The organism is Halioglobus maricola (assembly GCF_009388985.1).
GTDB lineage: Bacteria > Pseudomonadota > Gammaproteobacteria > Pseudomonadales > Halieaceae > Halioglobus > Halioglobus maricola.
In genome coordinates this window covers 2,446,880-2,472,292 of the sequence record NZ_CP036422.1, presented here as the reverse complement: position 1 = coordinate 2,472,292, position 25,413 = coordinate 2,446,880, and the positions used below count along the sequence as shown (strand labels likewise).

General features: G+C 56.9%; 20 protein-coding genes and 3 tRNA genes. 15 read left to right on the top strand and 8 right to left on the bottom strand.

Annotated features, from left to right (window positions below; genetic code table 11):
- Positions 1-4: 4 nt before the first annotated feature.
- Genes purF through EY643_RS11225 form a run of 6 tightly spaced genes read left to right on the top strand, consistent with a single transcriptional unit; the run spans position 5 to position 7,167 of the window.
- The gene (gene purF / locus EY643_RS11250) at positions 5-1,531 is read left to right on the top strand and encodes an amidophosphoribosyltransferase (protein WP_152662293.1); all 1,527 of its coding nucleotides are present in this window, start codon (positions 5-7) and stop codon (positions 1,529-1,531) included.
- Between the two features lie 9 nt (positions 1,532-1,540).
- Positions 1,541-2,740: an O-succinylhomoserine sulfhydrylase gene (locus EY643_RS11245; RefSeq protein ID WP_152662292.1), complete on the top strand. Its 1,200-nt coding sequence runs from the start codon at positions 1,541-1,543 to the stop codon at positions 2,738-2,740.
- 23 nt (positions 2,741-2,763) lie between these two features.
- Positions 2,764-3,684 carry an AAA family ATPase gene (locus EY643_RS11240; RefSeq protein WP_152662291.1) on the top strand — a complete coding sequence of 307 codons (921 nt, stop codon included), beginning with the start codon at positions 2,764-2,766 and terminating at the stop codon, positions 3,682-3,684.
- A gap of 8 nt (positions 3,685-3,692) precedes the next feature.
- Complete coding sequence (locus tag EY643_RS11235; protein ID WP_152662290.1) at positions 3,693-4,682, top strand: DUF58 domain-containing protein; 990 nt, start codon at positions 3,693-3,695, stop codon at positions 4,680-4,682.
- On the top strand, positions 4,679-6,673 hold the full coding sequence (locus EY643_RS11230; RefSeq protein WP_240732676.1) for a transglutaminase TgpA family protein: 1,995 nt from the start codon (positions 4,679-4,681) through the stop codon (positions 6,671-6,673). Before EY643_RS11235 ends, EY643_RS11230 begins: the two co-directional genes overlap by 4 nt.
- Positions 6,673-7,167, top strand: coding sequence for a GNAT family N-acetyltransferase (locus EY643_RS11225; protein ID WP_152662289.1), 495 nt, complete (start codon positions 6,673-6,675; stop codon positions 7,165-7,167). Before EY643_RS11230 ends, EY643_RS11225 begins: the two co-directional genes overlap by 1 nt.
- Here EY643_RS11225 and EY643_RS11220 read toward each other — a convergent pair.
- Genes EY643_RS11220 through EY643_RS11210 form a run of 3 tightly spaced genes read right to left on the bottom strand, consistent with a single transcriptional unit; the run spans position 7,137 to position 9,867 of the window.
- Entirely contained in the window at positions 7,137-8,243 is a 1,107-nt protein-coding gene (locus EY643_RS11220; RefSeq protein WP_152662288.1) for a DUF2855 family protein, read from the bottom strand. The genes EY643_RS11225 and EY643_RS11220 overlap by 31 nt on opposite strands.
- Before the next feature lie 5 nt (positions 8,244-8,248).
- Entirely contained in the window at positions 8,249-9,427 is a 1,179-nt protein-coding gene (locus EY643_RS11215) for a saccharopine dehydrogenase family protein (protein WP_152662287.1), read from the bottom strand.
- A 17-nt stretch (positions 9,428-9,444) separates the two neighbouring features.
- Positions 9,445-9,867 (bottom strand): MAPEG family protein, encoded by a 423-nt coding sequence (locus tag EY643_RS11210; protein WP_152662286.1) that lies wholly within the window; start codon positions 9,865-9,867, stop codon positions 9,445-9,447.
- 118 nt (positions 9,868-9,985) lie between these two features.
- On the opposite strand from EY643_RS11210, the gene EY643_RS11205 reads away from it, so the two are divergent.
- Positions 9,986-10,711 carry a TetR/AcrR family transcriptional regulator gene (locus EY643_RS11205; RefSeq protein ID WP_170287367.1) on the top strand — a complete coding sequence of 242 codons (726 nt, stop codon included), beginning with the start codon at positions 9,986-9,988 and terminating at the stop codon, positions 10,709-10,711.
- A gap of 13 nt (positions 10,712-10,724) precedes the next feature.
- The gene (locus EY643_RS11200; protein ID WP_152662284.1) at positions 10,725-12,830 is read left to right on the top strand and encodes a molybdopterin-dependent oxidoreductase; all 2,106 of its coding nucleotides are present in this window, start codon (positions 10,725-10,727) and stop codon (positions 12,828-12,830) included.
- Between the two features lie 60 nt (positions 12,831-12,890).
- Here EY643_RS11200 and EY643_RS11195 read toward each other — a convergent pair whose 3' ends face one another.
- Positions 12,891-15,692 (bottom strand): bifunctional aconitate hydratase 2/2-methylisocitrate dehydratase, encoded by a 2,802-nt coding sequence (locus EY643_RS11195; protein WP_152662283.1) that lies wholly within the window; start codon positions 15,690-15,692, stop codon positions 12,891-12,893.
- A 190-nt stretch (positions 15,693-15,882) separates the two neighbouring features.
- Between EY643_RS11195 and EY643_RS11190 the strand changes: the two genes are divergently transcribed.
- Positions 15,883-16,353: a DUF1289 domain-containing protein gene (locus tag EY643_RS11190; RefSeq protein WP_152662282.1), complete on the top strand. Its 471-nt coding sequence runs from the start codon at positions 15,883-15,885 to the stop codon at positions 16,351-16,353.
- Positions 16,350-16,964, top strand: coding sequence for a MiaE family protein (locus tag EY643_RS11185; RefSeq protein ID WP_152662281.1), 615 nt, complete (start codon positions 16,350-16,352; stop codon positions 16,962-16,964). Before EY643_RS11190 ends, EY643_RS11185 begins: the two co-directional genes overlap by 4 nt.
- A gap of 43 nt (positions 16,965-17,007) precedes the next feature.
- On the opposite strand, the gene EY643_RS11180 is transcribed toward EY643_RS11185, so the two are convergent.
- Together EY643_RS11180 and EY643_RS11175 are read right to left on the bottom strand one after the other, a co-directional pair.
- Entirely contained in the window at positions 17,008-17,724 is a 717-nt protein-coding gene (locus EY643_RS11180) for a UDP-2,3-diacylglucosamine diphosphatase (RefSeq protein WP_152662280.1), read from the bottom strand.
- On the bottom strand, positions 17,725-18,222 hold the full coding sequence (locus EY643_RS11175; protein WP_152662279.1) for a peptidylprolyl isomerase: 498 nt from the start codon (positions 18,220-18,222) through the stop codon (positions 17,725-17,727).
- Between the two features lie 192 nt (positions 18,223-18,414).
- Between EY643_RS11175 and EY643_RS11170 the strand changes: the two genes are divergently transcribed.
- Positions 18,415-20,073: a glutamine--tRNA ligase/YqeY domain fusion protein gene (locus EY643_RS11170; RefSeq protein WP_152662278.1), complete on the top strand. Its 1,659-nt coding sequence runs from the start codon at positions 18,415-18,417 to the stop codon at positions 20,071-20,073.
- A gap of 5 nt (positions 20,074-20,078) precedes the next feature.
- Positions 20,079-21,455, top strand: a complete 1,377-nt coding sequence (gene cysS / locus EY643_RS11165) for a cysteine--tRNA ligase (RefSeq protein ID WP_152662277.1) — start codon at positions 20,079-20,081, stop codon at positions 21,453-21,455.
- 38 nt (positions 21,456-21,493) lie between these two features.
- On the opposite strand, the gene folD is transcribed toward cysS, so the two are convergent.
- The gene (gene folD, locus EY643_RS11160) at positions 21,494-22,339 is read right to left on the bottom strand and encodes a bifunctional methylenetetrahydrofolate dehydrogenase/methenyltetrahydrofolate cyclohydrolase FolD (protein WP_152662276.1); all 846 of its coding nucleotides are present in this window, start codon (positions 22,337-22,339) and stop codon (positions 21,494-21,496) included.
- A 159-nt stretch (positions 22,340-22,498) separates the two neighbouring features.
- Here folD and EY643_RS11155 point away from each other — a divergent pair.
- The 3 genes from EY643_RS11155 to EY643_RS11145 all read left to right on the top strand — a co-directional run bounded on the left by EY643_RS11155 (position 22,499) and on the right by EY643_RS11145 (position 22,790).
- Positions 22,499-22,575, top strand: a tRNA-Pro gene (locus EY643_RS11155).
- Positions 22,576-22,627: 52 nt separating this feature from the next.
- Positions 22,628-22,703 (top strand) — tRNA-His (locus EY643_RS11150).
- A gap of 10 nt (positions 22,704-22,713) precedes the next feature.
- A tRNA-Arg gene (locus EY643_RS11145) sits at positions 22,714-22,790 on the top strand.
- Positions 22,791-23,721: 931 nt separating this feature from the next.
- Here the strand turns inward: EY643_RS11145 and EY643_RS11140 are convergent.
- The gene (locus EY643_RS11140; protein WP_152662275.1) at positions 23,722-25,362 is read right to left on the bottom strand and encodes an amidohydrolase; all 1,641 of its coding nucleotides are present in this window, start codon (positions 25,360-25,362) and stop codon (positions 23,722-23,724) included.
- Between the last annotated feature and the right edge of the window lie 51 nt (positions 25,363-25,413).

Genomic DNA, 25,413 nt, shown 5'->3' with positions numbered 1-25,413 from the left:
CGGGATGTGTGGCCTGGTTGGATTAGTTGCTAGTAACAATGTCGCTCCAGATATTTACGATGCGCTGACGGTGTTGCAGCATCGTGGTCAGGATGCTGCGGGCATCATGACCTGTGGTGAGCGCGGGCGGTTCAGTTTGCGCAAAAGCGAAGGTCTGGTGCGGGATGTCTTCCGCCAACAACATATGCAGCGTCTCGAGGGAACGGTGGGTATTGGCCATGTTCGCTATCCGACAGCTGGCAGCTCTGGCCCGGCTCTGGCTCAGCCGTTTTACGTCAACTCTCCCTACGGAATTGCCCTGGCGCACAATGGCAACCTGACAAATACCGAACAGCTTGCGCGCGAATTATTCCAGGATGATCTGCGCCATCTCAATACCGATTCAGATTCAGAAGTGTTGCTCAATGTGTTTGCGCATGAGATGCAGACACTGGGTAAACTTTCTCCCACTGCGGATGACATTTTCACCGCTGTTGAGTCTGTGCATAAACGCTGTCGTGGCGGTTATGCGGCAGTCAGCCTTATCGTGAACTACGGCGTGGTAGGTTTTCGCGACCCACTGGGCATTCGTCCGCTGGTTGTCGGTGAGCGTGTCGGCCCCGACGGTCGAAAGGATCACATGATTGCCTCCGAGAGTGTGGCTCTCGATGTGCTGGGCTTTGACCTGCTGGGCGATGTCGCCCCGGGTGAGGCCGTATTCATCGACGTTGAAGGTCGTTTGCACCGGCGCCAGTGCGCGGCCGCACCTGAACTCAAGCCATGCATCTTCGAGCACGTGTACTTTGCTCGCCCGGATTCTCTTATGGATGGCATATCGGTGTACAAGACCCGTATGCGCCAGGGCGAAGCGCTCGCCAACAAGATCCGTCAAGAGCGTCCGGAGCTCGACATCGATGTGATTATCCCGATTCCCGATACCAGTCGGATCGCAGCCCAGTCGATGGCGCATGAGCTCGGCGTCAAGTTCCGCGAAGGCTTCATGAAGAATCGCTATATTGGCCGCACCTTCATCATGCCCGGTCAGAGTGAGCGCAAGAAGTCCGTGCGCCAGAAGCTTAACCCGGTACCGCTGGAGTTTGACGGCAAAAACGTCATGCTGGTAGACGACTCCATTGTGCGCGGAACAACCTGCCGCCAGATTATTGAGATGGCCCGCGATGCAGGTGCCAAAAATGTCTTCTTTGCCTCGGCAGCGCCGCCTGTGCGCTACCCGAATGTTTACGGCATCGATATGCCATCGGCCTCGGAACTGATCGCACATGATCGCTCCGTGGATGAAGTGTGTGAACTGATTGGTGCGGACTGGCTCGTCTATCAAGACCTCGATGACCTGGTGCGTTGTTCTTCTGACGGCAATGCGGACATTACCGAATTCGACTGTGCTGTATTTAGCGGTAAGTACATCACTGGCGACGTGGATCAGGGTTATCTGGATCATATAGAAGCGTTGCGCAATGACGAGGCCCAGAGCGAGAAACGGGCCGCTGCCACTGAAGAGGGTGCCGTCGTCGGCATCCACAACAACGCGTGAGATAGCCTGATGACTGATTATTCTGACGATCCTCTCGCGGGCGCGGGCCTCGACACGCTCGCAGTGCGCGCCGGTATTGCTCGCACGCATGAAGGAGAGCATTCCGAGCCAATCTTTGCCACCTCCAGCTATGTTTTCGGCAGCGCTGCCGAGGCAGCTGCACGTTTTGGTGGCGAAGAATCAGGCAATGTCTATTCTCGTTACACCAATCCGACAGTCCGTACCTTTGAGCAGCGTATAGCTGCTCTCGAAGGCGGCGAAGACGCCGTGGGGACCGCCTCGGGTATGGCGGCGATTCTGTCTACTGCGATGGCTCTGCTCAAAGCGGGGGACCACGTGGTGTGCTCGCGCGATGTGTTTGGTACGACCACCAATCTGTTCGGTAAATATCTGGCCAAGTTTGGTATCGAGACCAGTTTTGTCCCGTTGTTGGACGGAGCGGCCTGGGAGGCTGCCATCCGGCCTGAAACGGCCATGTTGTTTATGGAGACGCCGTCCAATCCTCTGTGCGAAGTCGCAGATCTGGCGTTCTTCTCTGACCTGGCAAAAACCAATGATTGCCTCCTGGTCGTCGACAATTGTTTCTGCACACCCGCGCTACAAAAGCCTATCGCTATGGGCGCCGACATCGTCGTGCACTCTGCCACCAAGTACCTCGATGGTCAGGGACGTTGTGTGGGTGGTGCTGTTGTCGGGCGCAGGGAACACATGGCCGAAGTCGAAACTTTTTTGCGCACCTGTGGCCCTACCATGAGTGCATTCAACGCCTGGGTGTTTCTGAAGGGGCTGGAGACGCTGCGTATACGTATGCAAGCGCACAGTGACGCAGCGCTTTCGCTGGCGCGCTGGTTGCGTGAACAGCCCGAGGTAGAGCGTGTCTACTATGCCGGCCTTGAGGACCATCCTGGCCACGCATTGGCCAAGCGTCAGCAGAGTGCCTTTGGTGGAGTCCTGTCGTTTGAAGTGAAGGGCGCTCGCGAGCAAGCCTGGCAGTGTATTGATGGTACCCGGTTCCTGTCGCTGACAGCGAATCTTGGCGACGCCAAGACAACGATTGTCCACCCGGCAACGACGACTCATGGCCGGCTGACGGATGAACAGCGTGGCCTGGCAGGGATTGGACAGAATCTGATCCGGATTTCGGTCGGTCTGGAAGACGTAGAGGATATCAAGGCAGATTTGCGCCGGGGTTTCGACGCAATCGGCTGAAACTACAGCGTGGAAGAACAATAATGCAGATCCAGGGAGTGATTGATAAGGCGGTCGCCGAAGTAGGGCGAGTGCTGCTCGGCAAGGAGCCACAAATCCGCCTCGCCCTGTGTTGCCTGTTTGCCCGTGGCCACTTGTTGCTTGAAGATTTGCCGGGTATGGGAAAAACCACACTGTCGCATGCACTGGCAGATGTGCTCGGCCTGTCATGGAAGCGCGTACAGTTCACCAGTGACTTGTTGCCAGCCGACATCCTCGGCGTATCCGTTTACGATCGCAATGACTCTTCCTTCAGCTTTCATGAAGGGCCTATCTTTACCCAATTGTTACTGGCTGATGAGATCAACCGGACAACACCGCGCACCCAGAGCGCTCTGCTTGAGGCCATGGCGGAAGGGCAGGTTACCGTCGAGGGAGAAACGCGCCCACTGCCGGACCCTTTCTTCGTTATCGCTACCCAGAACCCGATTCATCAATCGGGAACCTATCCGCTGCCGGAGTCGCAACTGGACCGCTTTTTGATGCGTCTCGAGTTGGGTTACCCGCATCCCCAGGCGGAACGGGAAATGTTTCAGCGCAATCTCGTTGATCATGAGTCGCCTGCCCACGTGGTGAGTCCGGAGCAGCTTGCAACGATTCGCAACGCCGTTGTTCAGGTGCATGCCTCTGACAATTTGTTGGACTATCTGCAACGCCTCTTGGCCTACACCCGCGAGAGCCCGGAGTTCGAGGTTGGGCTCTCTCCGCGCGGCGGTCTGGCATTGCTCGACAGTGCCCGCACCTGGGCGGTGATGCACGATCGCGGGCATGTGGTGCCAGAAGATCTGCAAATGGTATTGCCCGCAGTGGCTGGCCATCGCCTGGTGCCTAGCGGCGATTATGCGGGGGACGGTGCGGCCCTGGTCGACCTGATGTTGCGCAATGTCGACGTTATCCGCAGCTGAGCAGGCGAATGGAGGCGGCGACAGGAACGGGTAGCGAAGCAGGTTTTCGTGCTCGCCTGCGTCAGCGCTTCCGCAAGTGGGTTAATCGCCGTATTCCTCCCTCGCGCTCGGTCACCCTGGATCAGAAGCGCCTCTTCATATTTCCTTCGGGTGTCGGCTTCTTTTTTGTGCTCTGCCTGTTCGTTATGTTGCTGGCGGCGATCAATTTTCAGAACAACCTGAGCTATGGCCTGACTTTTTTGTTGGCGACATTGTTTGTCCTCGCTGTCCTGCATACCTTTGCGAATCTTTCTGGGCTGCACATTCAAGCGGTGCGGGCCAGGCCTGCTTTCCCAGGGCAGCAGACGGAGTTCGAGTTGCAGGTGTCTCGCGTAAAGCAACGCGAGCATTTCGCTGTGTATTTCCGTTTTGCAGAGGGTTCCAGTGCTCGGCTCAATCTCGTGACTGAGGACAGCGGCAGGATCACCTTGCTGGCGCCTGTTGAAAAACGTGGATGGCATAACCCCGGGCGGCTGCGAATCGAATCTACCTACCCTCTGGGCCTGGTACGTTGTTGGACATGGATAGATCTCGATCTGCACGCCCTGGTGTATCCGCGGCCATTGGCCAGTGCCGAATTGCCGGGCCTGGCGACGGATCAGCCCGACGGCGCTGCTATTCCGGTGCCGGGTTCGGATGACTTTTACGGTTTTCGCGATTACCGTGCCGGCGACTCTTTACGCCAGATCTATTGGAAAGGGCTTGCTCGGGGCGACAAGGTTCAAACCAAACAATACACAGCCTACGCCGATCGCAGTGTGTGGCTTGATTGGGAGATGTTCCCGGGTTTGGCCCAAGAGCAGCGTCTGTCGCATCTGTGTTTTTGGGCGCTGGAGTTTGACCGTCAGGGGCAGGAGTACGGCTTGCGCCTTCCTGACCAGAGCATCGTTCCGGACGTCGGTGAACGCCACCGGGAGCAGGTTCTGCAGGCCCTCGCGCTATACGGTATTGACCGATGAGCAAGGTGAAGCTCGAGCAGCAGGTGCCGCGCAATGCGCTGGTCTGGATTATCCTGGCCCTGTTCCTGTTGGTCGCGCCGCATGTGCAGCGCGTGCCGATCTGGGTGCTGCTGGTATTCGCAGCGGCGGTCGTCTGGCGCATCATGGTTTATCGCGGGGTTTGGTCGTTCCCCCGCTGGCCGGTGAAGATGGGGTTAATCATCGCCGCCTTTGCCGGCATCATGTTCTCATTTCGCAGCCTCATCGGGCTGGAGCCCACGGTGGCGCTGTTGTTAACCGCGTTCGCTCTCAAACTGTTGGAGCTGGCTGAACGTAAAGATGCCTATGTACTTCTATTCCTGGGCTATTTCGTCATTCTTACGGTTTTCCTGTTCAGTCAGGACATCCTGATCGTGCTCCTGTGCCTGTTTAATACGGTGATCGTAACGGCCGCGCTGGTGGCCCTGCACCGCCCGGGTGAGCATCGTTTTACCTTTCGTCCATTGCGGCTCGCCAGTGTGATGCTGGCACAGTCCATTCCCCTGATGTTAGTGCTGTTCTTTCTGTTTCCTCGCATTGGCCCCTTGTGGACCGTGCCGATAAAGAGTCAGGCCGCGCGCACCGGGATGTCCGATTTTATGAAGCCCGGAGATGTGTCGCGCCTCAGCCGTTCCGGCGAGGTTGCGTTCCGGGTGCAATTTGAAGGGGCTGTGCCGGCCCAGGATCAGCTGTACTGGCGCGGCCTGGTCATGAGCCGTTTGCGCGGCGGCGCCTGGAGCAGTCTCAGTCATTTTGCGGCGCCACCGGATGAGCGCAGGCCGAGCGAGCCAGAGTTGGTAGGTGAGCCGCTGCGCTACTCCGTGATTATGGAGCCGACGCAACAGCACTGGATATACAGCCTGCGCTATGGCCGTTCGCGCGATAGTGGCGTTGTCAGCGCAGCTGACTACCGTCTCTATCGCATGAGTGAGATAGAGGATGACTATCTCTATGAAGTACAGACCTGGCCTGAGGCGGTTCTGGAACCAGAGATATCGGACTGGAGGCGCAAAGTTGAATTACGTTTGCCGCCCGATGACAATCCACGAGCCATGGCGTTAGCGCAGCAAATCGCGAGTGAAGCCGGCGATAGCCGGGAAATCGTGGAACAGGTATTAGCCCTGTTTACAGAGCAGCCGTTTGGCTACACCCTGAGCCCCCCCTTGCTGCCAGAACGGGACCCTATCGATGCGTTTTTATTCGACACACGCTGGGGCTTTTGCGAACACTACGCCTCGGCATTTGTAATCCTGATGCGCGCCGCTGGAATACCTGCAAGGGTAGTGGCGGGGTACCAGGGGGGGGAAATCAATCCCGTCAATGGCACGGTGATCGTGCATCAGTTCGACGCCCATGCCTGGGCGGAAGTTTGGCATGAAGGAGAGGGTTGGGTCCGGGTTGATCCTACTGCGGCCGTTGCGCCAGAGCGGATAGAGCTGGGCCTGGAGCAGGCGCTGGCGGAAGAGGGCAGTTTTCTCGCCGACTCGCCCCTGTCGCCCCTGCGGTTCCGGGGCGTTAACTGGGTGAACCAGTTGCGCCTGAGGTACGATGCGTTGACGTATCGCTGGCAGAGCTGGGTGACGGGTTTTGACAGTGATCGCCAGTATCAGTTGCTCACCAATTGGTTCGGTGAGTTCAGTGCCCGTAAGTTTGCGCTGGTGTTATTAGGCGCGGGCTTGCTGGTTTTTGCGCCGGTAGTCATTACCTTGCTGCTGCAGCGTAAAACAGTGCAACTGCGTGAGATGGATAAACTTTACCTGCGCTTTTGTGAGCGGTTGGAAAAGTTTGGGGTGGCGCGTGCGGCCGGTGAAGGGCCTGCGCAATATGGCCGACGGGCGAGCGCACAATTACCTCGCCTTGAAGAGCAGATTGGCGATGTTACAAACATCTATCTGGGTCTTGCTTATGCACCGGCAGATGAGGAAGCTGCGGCACTCAAACGCTTGGCTCAGGCAATAAGACGGGTGAATTGATGATCAGGGATGCGAATTTCTCCGATGCTGCGGTATTGGCATCTATCTATAACCACTACATCGAACATACAGTGGCGACGTTCGAAGAGGAGATGCTGAATGCGCGGGAATTTGAGGAGCGGCTGCAATCTGTGAGTGATCAGGGTTTCCCCTGGATTGTGCTGGAAGAGGCGGGCGAGATAGTGGGCTTTGCCTACGCGGCGAGGTTTAAGGAGCGCACAGCGTACCGCTACTCGGTGGAAAGTACGGTCTATCTAAAGCCGGATGTCACCGGCAGCGGGTACGGAACTGCGTTGTATCTTGAGCTTTTCAACAGGCTGAGGGCGCTGGGCGTGCACGCGGTTATTGGCGGCATTACCCTGCCCAATCCGGCGAGCGTCGCCTTGCACGAGAAGCTGGGCATGGAGAAAGTTGCCCACTTCCCGCAGGTCGGGTTCAAACATGGCGAGTGGTTGGATGTGGGTTACTGGCAGCTCAATTTCGAGAGCACGTAACCGCTCCGCGGAGAAAAATCGCCCCCCAATACCTCAGCGTAGGTTCGCTCGATCGCCTCGCGACCATGTCGCTCATCCACTTCCATCCAGCCATTGGCGAAAGCACAAAACGCGCGCCATTGACCTGACAAGCGCCGCTGGAATTCTTCGCCACCCCATTCGCCCACTCTTTTCTCGGCCTGGTGCGGTGCAAAAAACATGATCGGTTCAGGGCCGTCAAGGCCGGGGCCTGCACCGGCGCGCTGGTCCCAGTGCGATGCACCTACCATGCATGAATACCGCAGCTCTGGGGCCAGCTGGGAGTGTAACTGGCGCAACAGGGTGCCGTCGCCAGCAAAGTCCACAATGGCGCTAGGCTGTGTGTTGTCGATGGCATCAACCTGGTCGTAGCTAACCACACGGTCATAGCAGCCAAGGGACTCGACAAAGGCCTGGTTGCGTGCAGAGGTCAGGCCGATAATTTCGTAGTCCAGATCGCGGTTCGCGCGATTGTTCTGCAGGCAAAACGCCATACCTATCGCGGTCTTGCTGGAGGCGCTGGTCAGGTGCAGATTTTTGGCACCAAACATCGCCTGATCGGCAAAAAAATCATCCAGCAGAAATGATGTTGTAAACAGCGGTCGCAGCAGCATTTGCAATGCTTCCTTGCCTTCTTCATACAGCGCGTCTGCGGAGCTGCGCAGGTACTGGTTGTAAATAAGAGGCAATGGCCTGCGGTGTTCAGCGTGGTCGGTGAAACTGGTGGCCGATACTTGCGCGGGTTCCACCAATAGATGCGAGGCCAGTGGATAAAAGCCATAAAAACGCTCGCCCGTTTCGATACCCTTGCAATTGGATTCCACGACTTCAGCAAAGCCCCATACGGGCAGTATTCCCCGGCTGGCTGGTGCAGGAAAAAATGCCCAGTACTGCAGCGCATCGCCAAACGCTGCGTAGGTGATGTTATTCGCCGTCAGGGCAAAGCTGTCGATGGCGAGCAAGACCTGTCCCTCGCCTGGGCTGGGAACCTCAGTGTCTTCCCAGCGAGTATCTGCAAATTCTTCGCGATTGATCAGAAAGCTTTGTAGTTCGCTCATTGCTGTCACTCCACCTTGAATTCGAGACCGGCATGGGCCCCGAGCCGATCAATTAGTTTGTCGCCTAGCGCTGCTGCGGGCGTCCATATACCACCTGGGGTTGCGACGTTGTCCATCGCCAGGGTGAGTGCCGCTTCTGAAATCATCCGCGAGGTAGAACCGTAGCCCGGATCACGATCGCCGGTGACAGAGACGCGCAGGGTGTCTCCGCTATCGTTTTCCCCAATAAACAGGATGTCGAAGTTTCCAGCGACCTGTTCCTCGCGACTTGGGCCCTCGCCGGGTTGCGGGGTGTCGCCATTTCCCGTGAGAGAGGGCACGGCCATGGCGTTGGCAATTTTCTCGCCTTTTTCGCCGGGGCCAGTGAGTATCATTTCCGAGTAAGTGAAGTTTTCACCGTAACTGAAGCCCTGCACAAAGTTGGAGCGATGTACGTTGGGAATATTGATGACCGCCATGACAAAAGGAGCAGCCCAGCTTCCGACCCCCTCGTCGAAACAGGGTTTGTGGCTGGAGGGTTGTTTCGGGCCGTCGAATTCTGGATTTGCGAGGCCGAATGGGTTTTTCAGCAGAGCGCCGACGGCCGGATTTTCCATGGCGGCGACCATGGTGGCCTGCATGCTGGCGACGGTACCGCCGGAAGCCCCACCATTCATAGCGCGAACACGGCCGCGAACCTGGGGAAGGGGAGTGCCAAATTTCGCTTTCGCCTGCGTCTGCAGGTAGTGCACGCCGAGATCCGAGGGAATCGAGTCAAAGCCGCATGAGAAAACGATGCGTGCGCCGGATGCCTGCGCAGCTTCCTGGTGCTTGTCGATCATTTCGCGCATCCAGTTCGGCTCGCCGCAGAGGTCGACATAGTCGGTGCCGTTGGTAGCGCAGGCTTCAACCAGGAGTGAACCATACAGTTGGTAGGGCCCCACAGAGGTGAGTATGACCTTGGTGCGCGATGCCAGTGTATTCATGGCCTCAAGGTCAGCGGAATCTGCGGCGATGATGGGCAGGTCAGCAGGGAGGCCTGATTCGGCGGCGACCGCAGCGACCTTGTCAGCGCTGCGCCCGGCGATAGCCCAGCGCAGTCCGCTCTCCTGTGCGGCGCGAGACGCCAGATATTCGGCTATGAGTTGGCCGGTAAAGCCGCTGGCGCCGTAGATTACGACGTCGAATTCTCGATTGTCTTTCATGGGGTCGGAGTTCCTGTTCAGGTCAATGCCAGGCCGGCTTGTATGATTAAGGCGATATTCGCTATCAGCCCAAGAATAAAGAAGTGGGATCTGGGGCTGGGGTTCTTCTCGGTAGAGATACCATAGTAAAGCGCCATGTGGGTGATACGCGCAAGTGCGTACACCCAGATCCATATCGCGACCCACGTGGCGCCAGCGCCCGCTAAAATGGCCAGAACTGCCGCGCCAAGAAGTGCGGGTGCGTTGTCGATCGAATTTGCGAAAGTGCGATTCGCCCTGAATACAAACGAGCTGTGGCTGAGCTCAGCGTCCATTTTTCCAGGTATCGCGCCGGGCTGTTTGGCTTTACTGACCGCAGCGACCATCATCTGTATCACGAGGGTTGTTACAACGACGAGGATGCCAAGAAGGGCGGTGTGGTAGGTCTCTGGGATAGGCATGGGGCTTCTTCCTGTAAATCAGATGCGCGCGATAGTAAAAGAGCGAGCGCTCGCTCGTCAAGTTGTTTTGAGTTATAGTCTGGCTCCAGTGATCGGGCAATGATGGAGGATTCGCCCCGTGGAAGTAGCAAAGCAGGCGGCGGCCCGCTGGCCGGAAGATACGAGCTTCGAGGCGTTCCTGGCGACCTTGCCGCTGAACGAGGATAACGTCTACCAGTTCTTTTTTGAGGCGAACCGCGATCGGATCAAGGTGCGGAGTGAGGCCCAGGCGCTGCCCAAGTTAAAGCTGATCGTCCAGGCTATATTCGATATCTCGGCCCACCGTGGTTTTCATGCCATGTCCACGCGCGACTTGTGCGACGCCACCGGAATCAGCATGGGCGGGGTATACAACTATATTGGCAGCAAGGATCAGTTTTCCTCTATGCTGATTGCGTTCGTGGGTCAGACGTTTACCGAAATCAACCGCGTCCTGCTGCCCCCTGGTGAAGCCCGCCATGCGCGTCTTGAAGCGCATGTGAGGGCGCAGGTGTACATGACCGAGTTGTTCCGGCCCTGGTATTTCTTTGTCTTCATGGAGACCAAGAATGCACCGGCGGAACAGAAGGGACAGGTCAAAGATGTAGAACGACGCCTGGTGGACTCCCTCGCGTCAATGATTGAGGAGGGTGTTGCGGCAGGAGACTACGATTGTGCTGCGCCAAAGCTGGTCGCAGCGACCGTTCTGGCTGTGGTCGACGACTGGTATCTCAAGCCCTGGTACTTCCGCAGTGCAGGCACGGATGTCGAGGCATACGCGGACTACGTGGTAGATGCACTTAACCGCCTGATAGGCAATAGATAAAAGGTAAGCAGCAATGTCAGAAGTACAGAAACACTATCGCACCTGCAATATATGTGAAGCCATGTGTGGGATCGAGGTGCAGTATCAGGGCACAGAGGTTATTGCGATCAAGCCTGACAAAGACGACGTATTCAGCCGCGGCCACATCTGCCCGAAGGCGGTTGCGCTGCAAGACTACTACCATGATCCGGACCGACTCCAGACGCCGGTGAAGCGCACCGCAGAGGGCTGGGAATCTATCAGCTGGGACGAAGCCATGGCTGAGATTGGTAGCCGCATGCGCGGCATACAGGACGAATATGGCGCAGACGCTGTGGGCGTTTACCTGGGCAACCCGAATGCGCATAACTTCGGCAACGCGCTCATGTTCCAGCATTTCTTCAAGGCGTTGGGGTCGCGCAGTCGCTTCAGTTCTGCTTCAGCGGATCAGTTGCCTCACCACGTTGCCGCGAATTACATGTTCGGCGCAGGCATGGTGATTCCCATCGCTGATATCGACCACACCGATTACATGATGATCATTGGCGGCAATCCTGTCGTGTCCAACGGCAGTATGATGACCTCCGCGGGCGTGCCGGGTCGGATCAAGGATATCAAGGCCCGTGATGGCAAGGTCGTCACGGTCGATCCTCGTTTTACTGAGACTTCCAAAATTGCCAGCGAGCATGTGTTTATTCGCCCAGAGGCGGATGCGTTATTCCTTATGGCGTTGATCAACGTGATTTTCGCGGAGGGCCTCGCCGAGCTCGGCCACCTGTCAGCTATCGTAGAAGGTGTCGCCACACTGCAGGCAGCGGCGGCAGAATTTACGCCTGAAGCCATAGCCGAGAGAACCGGTATACCGGCTGAAGATACTCGCCGCCTTGCACGGGAATTTGCCACTGCTCCCTCCGCTGTGTGTTACAGCCGTATGGGAGCTTCTACCCAGAGTTTTGGCACCCTTTGCCAATGGCTGACCAATTGCCTCAATATCATCACCGGTAATTGCGATCGTCGCGGTGGCGCTATGTTCCCGCGTCCTGCTTTCGATTTGCTGGCCAATACGCCTCGCGGCAAGCCCAGCTCCTTTGGACGCTACCGGTCTCGAGTGCGCCAGCTCCCCTACAACAATGGTGAGTTTCCAGTGGCAACGTTGGCGGAGGAGATTCTTACGCCCGGAGAAGGACAGGTGCGGGCGATGTTCACGATCGCCGGCAACCCGGTACTTTCCGCGCCCGGTGGTGATGGACTGGATGCAGCGTTCGAGTCCCTGGAATTCATGGTGGCGGTGGATATCTATATCAACGAAACCACACGGCATGCCGATATTATTTTGCCTGCGACCCATGGCCTTGAGGTGCCGCATTTCGACGTATTCTTTAACAGTTTTGCCGTGCGCAATACGGTGAAGTTTTCCGAGGCTTTGTTCGAGAAAACCGGCGATCAAAAACCCGACTGGCAGATACTCAAACTGCTGGCGACGGCGCTGACCGGCAAACCTGATGACGGCACCACGCCGGAGATGATTCTGGATATGGCCCTCACCCACGGGCACTACGGCGGTGAGGGGATGAGCCTCGAGAAGTTGCGACAGCATCCACACGGTATCGATCTTGGGCCGCTCGAGCCCTGGCTGGATGAGCGCTTGAAAACAGCTGAAGGCAATATATTCCTGGCGCCGGAGATTTTCCTCGAAGACCTGACTCGCCTGCGCGAGTTTATGTCAGACGGCGCAAGCGAGGCATACCCCTTCGCGATGATCGGCAGGCGGCTTGCCCGCAACCACAACACCTGGACGCACAATTCCTATCGCTTGATTAAGGGGCGCGACCCAGTGACCTTGCAGTTGAATTCCGCGGATGCAGCAAAGCTGGGTGTGACTGCGGGCGACACTGTGGCGGTGCGCTCCCAAAACGGTCGTGTTGAGATGCCCGTGGAAGTCGACGATCACATCATGCCCGGTGTTGTCAGCATTCCCCAGGGATGGGGACACAACCGCAAGGGCACTCAAATGTCGGTGGCCGAAGGGCAGCCGGGGATCAGTATCAATACGCTCACGGATGTTGGCAGGGTGGATCCGGTCAGTGGCAATGCGGCGTTTAATGGCACACCTGTGGCAGTGGAGAAACTCGCTTCCTGAATAAAAAAAGGCCCGCTTCAAATGAAGCGGGCCTTTTTGATAGTGCCGTCGGGCGCTGTGTCAGCCGTTCACGATTTTAATCGGAGAGGCTTCGACCGTCATGTCTTCGGTCGGAGGGGCAAAGTCAGTCAAGACAATACCGTCCACCGCAGCCTTGTACTCTTCGATGGTCGGCGTGCGGCCGAGTACGGTAGAGAGTACGACGACAGGCGTTGACGAGAGCAGGGATTCACCCTTCTTCTCGTCGCTGTCTTCAACAACGCGACCCTGGAACAGGCGAGTGGAGGTGGCCATTACGGTATCACCTTTCTCGGCTTTTTCCTGGTTGCCCATGCACAGGTTGCATCCTGGGCGTTCCAGATACATCACGTTGTCGTAGCTGGTGCGCGCTGCCTCCTTGGGGTTTGTGTCATCAAACTGAAAGCCGGCGTACTTGGTCAGCACATCCCAGTCACCTTCAGCCTTCAACTCGTCGACGATATTGTAGGTGGGTGGGGCGATCACCAGGGGCGCCTTGAATTCGACACTGCCATTCGCAGCTTCGATATTGCGCAGCATCTGGGCGATGATCTTCATATCGCCTTTGTGCACCATGCAGGAGCCCACAAAGCCCAGATCGATCTTCTTGGTGCCGCCGTAGTAGGAGATCGGACGGATAGTGTCATGGGTGTAGCGCTTGGAAACATCTTCATTGTTCACGTCGGGATCGGCGATCATGGGTTCAGCGATCTCGTCCAGATCGACAACCAGTTCCGCGAAGTACTCAGCGTTTTCATCCGGTGCCAGAGCGGGGTTAGCACCGCTCCTGATATCGTTGATGCGGGCGTTAGCCAGATCAATCAGGCCTTGCAGCGTGGCAGCTTCATTGTCCATGCCCTTGTCGATCATGATCTGGATGCGGCTTTTGGCGATTTCCAGTGATTCGATGAGGGTTTCGTCTTCGGAGATGCAGATGGAGGCCTTTGCCTTCATTTCTGCAGTCCAGTCGGTGAACGTGAAGGCCTGGTCGGCGAGTAATGTCCCGATGTGCACCTCGATAACGCGCCCCTGGAACACATTGTCACCGAATTGCTTCAGCATCTGTGCCTGAGTGGCGTGTACCACGTCACGGAAATCCATATAGCTCTTCATCTCGCCCTTGAAGGTCACCTTGACCGACTCGGGGATAGGCATGGTCGCTTCACCTGTTGCCAGGGCCAGGGCAACCGTGCCGGAATCGGCGCCAAAGGCAACGCCCTTGGACATGCGGGTGTGAGAGTCACCGCCGATGATGATTGACCAGTCGTCCACGGTGAGGTCGTTCAGCACCTTGTGAATCACGTCAGTCATGGCGTGGTAAACGCCCTTGGGATCACGGGCCGTGATCAGACCGAATTTGTTCATGAAGGCCATCAGCTTGGGGATGTTGACCTGCGCTTTCTTGTCCCAGACAGATGCGGTGTGACAGCCGGACTGGTAGGCGCCGTCGACGCTGGGGGAAATCACGGTGGCGGCCATGGATTCCAGTTCCTGCGAAGTCATCAGGCCAGTGGTGTCCTGGGAACCCACAATGTTCACCTTGACGCGTACGTCGGAGCCAGCGTGCAGGGCTTCTTCAGTGGCAACGCCCACCGCGTTCTTGTTGAAGATCTTCTCTACCGCTGTCAGACCCTGATCCGGGTGGGAGATTTCCTTGGAGGGGGCGAAGACTAGGGGGGCTTCGATGCCCAGGGCCTGAGCCGCAAAGTTTTGCAGCTTCTTGCCGAACACCACAGCGTAGGAACCGCCGGCTTTCATAAATTCGACTTTCTGCGGCGTAAATGCGGAGGAAACGTCAGCCAGCTCCTGCGTGCCGTTGTAAAGTTTCTTTTCTTTGGTGTTGATGGTGAGCACGGTGCCTGTGTCTACGGAATAGGCCTGCTCGAGTACGGCATCGCCATTCTCATCCTTCACAGTATTGCCGTCAGCATCCAGCTTCTTGACCCAGTTCTTCAGATCGATGCCAATGCCGCCGGTAACGCCGACGGTGGTCAGGAAGATAGGTGAAATGCCGTTGGTGCCAGCGACAACCGGCGCGATGTTGACGAAGGGTACGTAGGGGCTGGCTTGTTTGCCGGCCCACAGGGCGACGTTGTTAACACCGGACATGCGCGATGAACCCACACCCATAGTGCCTTTCTCGGCAATCAGCATAACCTTCGCGGCGGGGTGCTGCGCTTGCAGTGCTTTGATTTCAGCCTGCGCTTCCGGAGTGATCATGCACTGGCCGTGTAGCTCACGGTCTGAGCGAGAGTGTGCCTGGTTGCCCGGGGAGAGCAGGTCGGTGGAGATGTCGCCTTCGGCGGCGATGTAGGTCACGACCTGGATCTCTTCATCTATATCGGGCAGTTCAGTAAAGAAGTCTGCGCGTGCGTAGCTCTCCAGAATGTCCTTTGCGATGGCGTTGCCGGCTTTGTAGGCAGTGTCTAGACGCTCGGTGTCTGCTTCGTACAGGAAAACCTGGGTTTTCAGAACTTCTGCTGCAGGCTTGGCGAGCTGGGCGTCATCGGAGAGGGCCAGGTCCAGCAGGACCTCAACGGAGGGGCCGCCTTTCATGTGAGAGAGCAGCTCGAAAGCAAACTCTGGTGTGATCTCTGCTACCTCAGCTTCACCCAGGATGATCTCCTTGAGGAATGCTGCTTTGACACCAGCGGCGCTGGTGGTACCAGGCAGGGTGTTGTAAATGAAGAAATTCAGCGAATCTTCGCGGTGTTCATTTTCTGTATCTCTGATCTGGGCGATGATTTCTGACAGCAAGTCGGCGCTGTCGATTGGCTTGGGATGCAGGCCCAGTTCACTTTTACGGGTCGCGATTTCTTCCAGATATTCGGAATACAGACTCATGGTAGAGCTCCTTTATCGACTGAAGGCGACCTCTTGCCGGGGGGTAGGGGCAGGAGGTCTCGGTAGAGTAAAAAACGGCGCAAAGTATATATCAGAGGGCTTATAATTTAAACGACTCAGGCCCTATATCGTGCATTCATCCTGGTGATACCCTACACTCGTCGTCCTATCGACCAGCCGTTTCCAGCGAATGTTACAACCCCGTATCAAAACCCCGTGTATCGGTGTCTGCTCCACAGGCATCGGCGACAGTGTGTGTCGCGGATGCAAACGCTTCAGCCATGAGGTCATCGATTGGAATGGCTACACAGAAGAGCAAAAGCGCATCGTCGATACGCGTCTGGCCGGTTTTCTATCGCAGTGTGTGAGCAACAAGCTGCGGATTCTCGATGGCCGATTACTCAAGTGGCAGTTGGAGGTGCAAAACGTGCGCTTCACTCCCCATCACGATGAGTACTGCTGGCTATTCAGTTTGCTCAAAGCCGGGGCAGGGCAGATTGCGGTTCCCGAAGACTTCGGCTTTGAAGTGGACCTCAAGTGCCGCGATGTGTCGCTATTGGACTTGCGCGAGCAGATCGACGCCGAGTACCTGCTGCTATCCCAGGCCCATTACGACCGCTATATCGCCGTCCCCGACTTGTTTTCCAGTGAAACCCCATGAGTAAAATCGCAGATATCAGCCACATACTCGAATTCCTCGCCTGCCCGACCCCGCGCGCCTGGGTGGACTGGGCCCTGCAGAACCCTGAAGTTATGCTGATCGACCACGCCAACTGTGAGAAAAAAGCAGCTGGCACGGCACTGAACCTGATGTACCGCTATGTCGACAACCACAAACTGCTCAATAAACTCTCACGCCTGGCGCGAGAGGAGTTGCGACATTTCGAACAGGTGATCGGCATTATGAAAAAGCGCGGCGTGACCTATCGCCAAATTTCTGCTGCGCGCTACGCTGGGGCGCTGCGCAAGCAGGTGCGGGGCAATGAGCCTGGACGTTTGGTAGACACCTTGCTGGTGGGCGCGATCATCGAGGCTCGCTCCTGTGAGCGGTTTGCATGCATAGCGCCCGAGCTCGATGATGAATTGGCTGATTTTTACACCTCTCTGCTGAAATCGGAGTCGCGGCACTTCATGGATTACCTGAAGCTCGCAGAGGAGGCCAGTTCGGGGGGCGAAGTCGCACAGCGATTGGAGGTTCTACTGGAGGCAGAGCGCGAACTGATTGAGTTACCGGACGATGAGTTTCGGTTCCATAGCGGGGTTCCGGATTGATGATTCCATGGAAATATAAATAACGTTAATTTCCCGGCTTAACTTATTGATTTATATTGAATTTAATAAGCTCAAAAGAGCCTGAAGAAGCCGATATGTACCATCCGGTGGCCTCCCAGTCGCCGAGCACAACACGCTCCCCCCGAGCGACGTCATGGCGGGCTGGCCTGTGCGTATGACCGTGGATTAGACGGCTCACAGAGGCATCCGTCATAACCCGATCAACCTCCGATGGAGTGACATCCATGATGTCTTCTGCCTTGTTGGAGTTGCCCTCGCTACTGGCCGCGCGGATATGTGCCGCAATAGCGCGGCGCTCGTCCAGTGATTTCGACAGGATTTCGCCGCGCCAGGCTTCACTGCGAGCCATAGCGCGAAAATTCATGTACTCCTCATCGCCAGTGCAGAGACTGTCGCCGTGCATGAGCAGGGTGGGAGTGCCATAGAGATCGATCAAGGTCGGGTCGGACAAGAGTTCGGCGTTGCAACTTTTGGCGAAATCGTCGCCCAGCAGAAAATCGCGGTTGCCGTGCATCAGGTAGAGAGAGGGGCCCGCCGCGGTGAACGCCTTGAACAGCTCGCGAATCTCCGACACGAGTGGGGTGTCGTCATCGTCCCCCACCCAGACCTCAAACAGATCGCCGAGGATATAGAGAGCTTCACAGTCAGTGTTGCCTTGCAGAAGTTCCGCCAGGGCCCGGATGACACCGGGCCTGGAGCTGTCCAGATGGAGGTCGGATATGAAGAGCGTGCGTGGCACTTAGTCTTCAACGATTTCCACAGATTCGATGATGACAGGATCCACTGGAACATCCTGGTGACCGCCTGCCGAGCCAGTGGGCACTGCGCGGATCTTGTCCAGGACTTCGGAGCCCTCGGTAATCTTGCCGAACACGGCGTAGCCCCAGCCCTGCATGTTCTTGCCAGAGTGGTTGAGGAAGTCATTGTCTTTCACATTGATGAAAAACTGCGCTGTGGCGGAGTGAGGATCCATAGTCCGGGCCATGGCCACGGTGCCGAAGTCGTTCTTGAGGCCGTTGTCAGCTTCGTTTTCAATCGGCTCGCCAACGGACTTTTGGTTCATGTCTGTATCAAAGCCACCGCCTTGAATCATGAAATTGTCGATGACGCGGTGGAAAATGGTGCCGTCGTAAAACCCGTCCTTGGCGTAGGAGATAAAATTAGCGACGGTCTGGGGCGCTTTTTCGGCGTCCAGTTCGAGTTTGATTTCGCCGAAAGTAGTGCGAATGATGACCATAGTGTTTCCCTGAGGATATTTGTTCTTGCGGGCTGGCAATCATACGGGCTTTTACCGGCCCGGGAAAGCAGGCCGGGGCCGAACTTCGGTGAAATTGCCACGTAGCCGGCAAAGGCGCAATGCGCGCCTATTAGCGGGGGCTTTTCATCGCTATAATACGCGCCCTTTGCATTTCCAGACCTAGTTGAATTTATGGACAACACCCCCGCAAGCAACTTCCTGCAGACTATTATTGCCGAGGATATCGACGCCGGCCGTGTCACCGAGGTGGTGACACGCTTTCCGCCAGAGCCCAACGGCTACCTGCACCTCGGACACGCTAAATCCATCAGCGTGAACTTCGGCCTGGCCCAAGCCAATGGCGGCCGCTGTAACTTGCGCTTCGACGACACCAATCCGGAGAAAGAAAGCCAGGAGTATATCGAGTCAATCCTCGCGGATGTGGCGTGGCTGGGTTACGCGTGGGATGGCGATGTGCGCTACGCATCGTCCTACTTTCAGCAACTGTACGACTGGGCTGTCTATCTTGTAGAGCAGGGCAGGGCGTATGTCTGTGACCTCAACGCTGAAGAAGCCCGAGAGTATCGCGGCACCCTGACCGAGCCAGGCAAGAACAGCCCCCATCGTGAGCGCAGTGTCGAGGAGAACCTCGATCTGTTGGCCCGCATGAAAGCCGGCGAGTTCGACGAGGGCGCCAAGGTGCTTCGAGCCAGGATCGATATGGCCTCGCCCAATATGAATATGCGCGATCCGATCATGTACCGTATCCGCAAAATTGCTCACCATCAGACGGGTACGGACTGGGTGATTTACCCCACCTATGATTTCGCTCATGGCCAGGAAGATGCGATCGAAGGAGTGACTCACTCCATCTGCACGCTGGAGTTTGAGGATCACCGTCCGCTGTATGACTGGTATATCGAAAACCTGCCAGTGCAGAGCCGCCCCCGGCAGTATGAATTTGGTCGCCTCAACCCGAGCTATACCATTACCAGCAAGCGGAAACTCAAGAATCTGGTGGACGGGGGAACGGTAGCGGGCTGGGACGATCCACGTATGCCGACCATCTCGGGCATGCGTCGTCGCGGCTATCCGGCGGTAGCCCTGCGCAAGTTCTGCGAAATGATCGGCACCACCCGCAAGGATGGCGTTGTTGACGTTGCCATGCTGGAATTTGCAGTGCGCGAGGAATTGAATGAAAACGCACCACGGGCTATGGCTGTGCTGAATCCGGTCAAGGTCGTACTGACTGACTACCCCGAAGACAAGGTCGAGCAACTGACGGCGCCCAACCATCCTTCGAGAGAGGAGTTGGGTGTGCGCACACTGCCCTTTAGCCGAGAGGTCTACATCGATGCCGAAGACTTCCGCGAGGAAGCCAACAAGAAATACAAGCGCCTGGTGCTGGGCAAGCGTGTGCGCTTACGCAATGCCTATGTGATTGAAGCCGATGAAGTGATCAAAGACGAGGCGGGCAATGTGGTTGAGATTCACGCCCACACGATCCCCAATACGATTGGCGAGAACCCTGAGGACGGCATCAAGCCCAAGGGTGTGATCCAGTGGGTGTCCGCTGCGCACGGGGTGGCTGCCGAGGTTCGCGTTTACGACCGCCTGTTCAATCATGAAGCGCCGGACAAGGGCGACAACGATTACATGTCGCATATCAATCCAGCGTCACTGCAGGTGGTGACGGGGGCGATGCTGGAGCCTTCACTGGCGCAGGCAACCTCGGAACAGGGCTTTCAGTTCGAGCGCGAGGGTTATTTCGTCGCCGACCGCTACGACCATACTTCCGACAAGCCGGTGTTTAACAAAACCATCGGCCTGCGCGATACCTGGAACGGATAAGACCTATGAGCCTCAAGCTATACAATACTCTGGCCGGCGCGAAGGAAGCGTTCGAACCCCTGGTTCCGGACACAGTAACCATGTACGTGTGTGGTCCCACGGTTTACAACCTGGCGCACATTGGCAATGCGCGTCCCGTGGTCGTATTCGATACACTCTTTCGCCTGCTGCAGACCCAGTTCAGCACAGTGACCTATGCCCGTAATATCACGGACGTGGACGACAAGATTATCGCGGCGGCCCGAGAGGGCGAGCGCAGTATAGAAGCGGTAACTGACGAATACACTGCAAAGTACCGCGAGGACATGGCACAGCTGAACGCTTTGCCGCCAACGCTTGAACCCCACGCGACCCATAATATCGAGCCGATGATCGAACTCACCCAGACTCTGATCGACAAGGGTCACGCCTATGAGTCTCAGGGCCATGTGCTATTTGCCGTTGAATCGATGGAGGACTACGGCAAGCTCTCGGGCCGCTCGTTGGATGACATGCTGGCGGGAGCGCGGGTGCAAGTAGCCGACTATAAGCGCCACCCCGGTGATTTCGTACTGTGGAAGCCGGCTGATGATGCCGATCCAGGATGGGATAGCCCCTGGGGCCGCGGCCGCCCAGGGTGGCACCTGGAGTGTTCCGCGATGATTCGTGCGCACCTGGGAGAAACTATCGACATTCACGGCGGTGGTCGCGATCTGATTTTTCCGCACCATGAGAATGAAATCGCCCAGAGCCGCTGCGCCCATGGCGGTGACTACGTCAAGTACTGGATGCACAACGCGTACCTGGATATCGACGGTGAGAAGATGTCGAAATCGCTGGGCAATTTCCACACCGTTCGCGATTTGCTGCAGAGTTATCGGGGTGAAGTGCTGAGATTTGCGCTCCTCTCCGCGCACTATCGCTCGCCCCTGAACTTCTCTCCTGAGCTCCTCGATCAGGCCCAGGCAACGCTGGATAGCCTCTACAGCACCTTGCGTGAGGTTGTCGACATCGAGCTGGATGTGGAGGTGTCCCTGGTTGGGGAGGCTTTCTACGAAGCCCTGAATGACGATCTCAATACGCCGATAGCTATCGCAGAAATTCACGCACTGGCCAAGCAACTTAACAAGGCCAGCGACGAGGAGAAGCCGATGCTGAAGGCGCGCATGGTGGCCGCCGGTAATTTGCTGGGTATTCTCAACCAGGATCCGCAGGAGTGGCTGCAGGAAGCCGGCTCAGGTGACGCGGTTTCCGCCGAAGAGATTGAAGCGCTGATTCAGGCGCGGGCCGATGCGAAGACCAATCGCGACTTCGCCCGCGCTGATGAAATCCGCGAGACCCTGCTGGCACAGGGCGTCGTTCTGGAGGATTCTCGCGAGGGAACCAAGTGGAAGCGGGGCTGAGCCTCGAGGCTCAGAGATTGAAGACCAGGGTTTAGGGCCTAGCCAAGGCTCTTCTCACCCGATTCAACACTCTGGTAGATCAGGGTGTTGATAGTCATCGGGCCGACACCGCCGGGCACCGGGGTGTAGGCCGAAGCTTTCTCAGTCAGTGCAGATAGCTCAATATCGCCAACGCCGCCTGGGTGATAACCGGCATCAACCACCACTGCGCCTTCTTTTACCCAGTCCGCCTTGATGAACTCCGGCTTGCCAACGGCTCCGACCAGAATATCTGCCTGAGCGATCAGGGAGGGCAGGTCCTGGGTGCGAGAGTGACAGATAGTCACCGTGGCGTTTTTCTCCAGCAGCATCATGGCCATGGGTTTGCCGAGGATGGGCGAGCGGCCCACGACCACGGCGTGCTTGCCTTCGATATCGATGTTGTAGTGTTCGAGAATACGCATGATACCCTGCGGGGTGGCGCAACCGTAGGCGTCCTCGCCCATGGCCATGCGGCCAAAGCCCAGGCAGGTAACGCCATCGACATCTTTGGTGAGCGCGATCGCGTCGAAACAGGCGCGCTCGTCTATCTGTGAGGGCACGGGATGCTGGAGCAGAATGCCGTGCACATCCTGATTGTTGTTCAGCTCATCGATCTTGGCCAGTAACTCTTCGGTGGTGGTAGAGGAGGGCATTTCCACCGCCATGGAATCCATACCGACTCGGCGGCAGGCGTTACCTTTCATTTTCACGTAAGTCGCTGAAGCTGGGTCATCGCCCACCAGAATGGTGGCCAGAATGGGGGTTTGTCCGCTGGACTTTTCCTTCAGCTTTTCCACTCGAGCCAGCAGTTCTGCCTCGGTTTCGGCGGCCAGGGTTTTGCCATCCAGTACAAGTGCGGACATGGGTTTGATTCCTCAGTGCGTAAAGGCGCGCATTGTCCCACGATCATTGCAAAAACTGTAGTAAAATCATTGCCGCTGGCGTTGACGCTCACCCAGCAGGTGAGTATGATGCGCCCTCTTGAAAACAGGGCGGAACGTCCGTACTGTGGTAAGGATCATCGGGGTATAGCGCAGTCTGGTAGCGCGCCTGCTTTGGGAGCAGGATGTCGGGAGTTCGAATCTCTCTACCCCGACCAACTCTTTAGCCATGCATTGGTGAGTTCGGCGATTCGTTCAAGAACTTCAGTGGTGGCCGTAGCTCATCGGGTAGAGCACCGGATTGTGACTCCGGAGGTGGCGGGTTCAAGACCCGTCGGCCACCCCATTCCCCTCTCGGGGGTATAGCTCAGTTGGATAGAGCATGCGCCTTCTAAGCGCACGGTCGAGGGTTCGAATCCTTCTACCCCCGCCATTATTCATTGCTTAAGCTCGAAATTAAGTACCTCCGATTCCCGGCCCCGTCTGCGCGATAACTCCCTCATATGTGCACGGTATTTAAGCAGGGTCGGAATCATCTCAAAACCGAATCCATCCACGCGGCCTCTAAACTTTGTTACACAATGTGGTCGTAAACCTCCAAAGTTCTGACATTCCGGGCAAACAGAAACAGACACAGACTGCTCGGTCTCCTCGCATTCAAGACGTAAAGTCATGTACTGCTCAGCTGACCAATCTTCCGTTGTGTGTTCAGGACTTCCTTTGCAGATACTGCATGCCTTGCCCATGAGTTGCTCTCCTACTGTCAGTGCTTTGTTTTCCCAGGCCCCCCAGTGACTTTGTTTGCTGGGTTTGATGGGTGAATTTGCTCGGCACTCGGCCAATGAGTGACATGCTAGAGATTCGGGGCTTAAGCAGACATGACTGGCGACGCCATGGGCATGGCGCTGCGCGTCAATAGTGCTCGTCAGGAGAGCGCGAGGGCGAGAGCAGGGCGAAACGGCATGGGCTTTACTTGCGCTACATCAATAATCTTTCGGCAAATACTGACTATCACAGTAGGGTTATTGCGACCCTGGACCACTCTGATTAGTATCGCGGCCGCACATCTGCGTATGTGTCCACGAAAGTCGCCTCGCGCCATGCTGATGTCGCGGACGGCCATGTGGAGCAGGGCTGCAACGCCCGACAATAGACGGCATCCATAGTTCGCCGTCAAACCTTGTGGTAATTTTTAGGAGTAGTCTTATGAAAAAGTATTTGCCCTTTGTATTCTTCGCAATTATGGCCGGCCTGGTCGGCGCCAAAGTTGCGGTTGCTGCTGATACATCCGTTGAAGCCCCGGCGGTTCAGGAGCAGCGTTAATCTGCTAGTCCTGTAAAAAAGGCCCCATCGGGGCCTTTTTTTTACTTCGAATAAACCTTTGTTCCGCCTACCCAGGTCTCCAGCACCGTGCTGTTCCAGATGTCGCTTTCGGGCATGTCGAAATAGTCTTCTTTCACTAGAATGAAATCTGCAAAGTATCCCGGTGCCAGTCGTCCAATCAGCTGTTCCTGGTGAGCCGAGTAGGCGGCGCCTTCAGTAAACAGATACAAGGCCTCGGTGCGGCTGATCTTCTGTTCAGGTAGCCAGCCGCCGGGCGGTTCACCGTCGTGATTCTGACGGGTGATCGCCGAGTAGAGCCCGAAAAAGGGGTTGGGGTGTTCTACCGGAAAGTCAGATCCGCCGGCCAGGTGGGCGCCGCTGTCGAGCAGGCTTTTCCATGCATAGGCGCCGACGAGCCGGTCTTTGCCCAGTCTATCGCCCGCCATATTCATGTCGCTGGTGGCGTGGGTGGGTTGAATGGACGCGATGACCCCAAGAGATGCGAAGCGCGGTATGTCTTCCACCCGCAGTATCTGCGAGTGCTCGATGCGATGGCGCTGATCAGTACTCTTGTATTGGGGCATCAGCTCTTCGTACAAATCGAGAATACGGGCGTTGGCAAGATCGCCAATCGCATGGGTGTTCACCTGGTAGCCGGCAGCCATCGCCCGGCTCATGTGGTGCCTGAGGTCCTCGTCAGACAGCAGGAGCAAGCCCGTGTGGCCGGGTTTGTCACTGTAGTCTTCAAATAGCGCGGCGCCTCGCGAACCGAGTGCGCCATCGGCGGAAATTTTCACGCTGCGGATGTCGAGCATGTGCTCAGGATCGATTTGCGGGCCTCGCGCCAGTATGGCGTCATTCTCGTGATCGAGGACATCCAGCATGGCGTACACGCGCAGGGGTAGGGAGCCAGATGCCTGTAAGGTCTGGAACGCCTTGACCTGGGCGGCGGTGATGCCGGCGTCGTGGATACTGGTGAGGCCGAAACTTGCAGCGCTCAGTAGCGCCTGGCGCTGGTATTCAGCAATGTTGTCGTCTGTGAGGGAAGGTATTGCCCGAAAAACCTTGTCCATCGCATTGTCGATAAGCACGCCGGTGGGTTTGCCATCGGCGCCGCGAATGATCTGGCCGCCGTCCGGGTCGGGAGTTTCTGCATCAATGCCTGCCATTTCAAGCGCAGTGGAGTTAACCCACAGCGCGTGACCGTCGACCCGGCTCAGTGCGATAGGCCGGTCTGTATCTACCGAGTCCAGCGAACTGCGTTCCGGAAACTCCTTGTCCTGCCACAGCACCTGATTCCAGCCCCTGCCCACAATCCATGCGTCCTTATTTTGCGCAGCAAAGTCGGCAACCCGCCTGGCAGCTTCTGCTTCGCTGCCTGCACCGAACAGGTCAACGCTGGCAAGTGCCTGGCCGTAGCCGCCAATGTGACCGTGAGCATCAATCAGGCCTGGAAGCAGGGTAGCCCCGCCTGCGTCTATTTTGTCCCGGGCCTGACTTTGTTCCGCGGCTAGCGCTGAGTCGTAAACCGCAGTGATGGTTTTACCCTCAAATTCCAGCGCGGCGAAGGTCTCCAGCTCTCCCTGGTTGAGGGTATAGCCTTTGACATTGTGAACGAGAGTGGCAGCGCCAGCGGAGCAGGTGCTGCCAGCCAGAAGAAGGGCGAGAAGGGCTCTGAGCATGAGTTGATGTCCTTGGGATTCAATACCCTGCATCATAGCAAGGACTGGCTT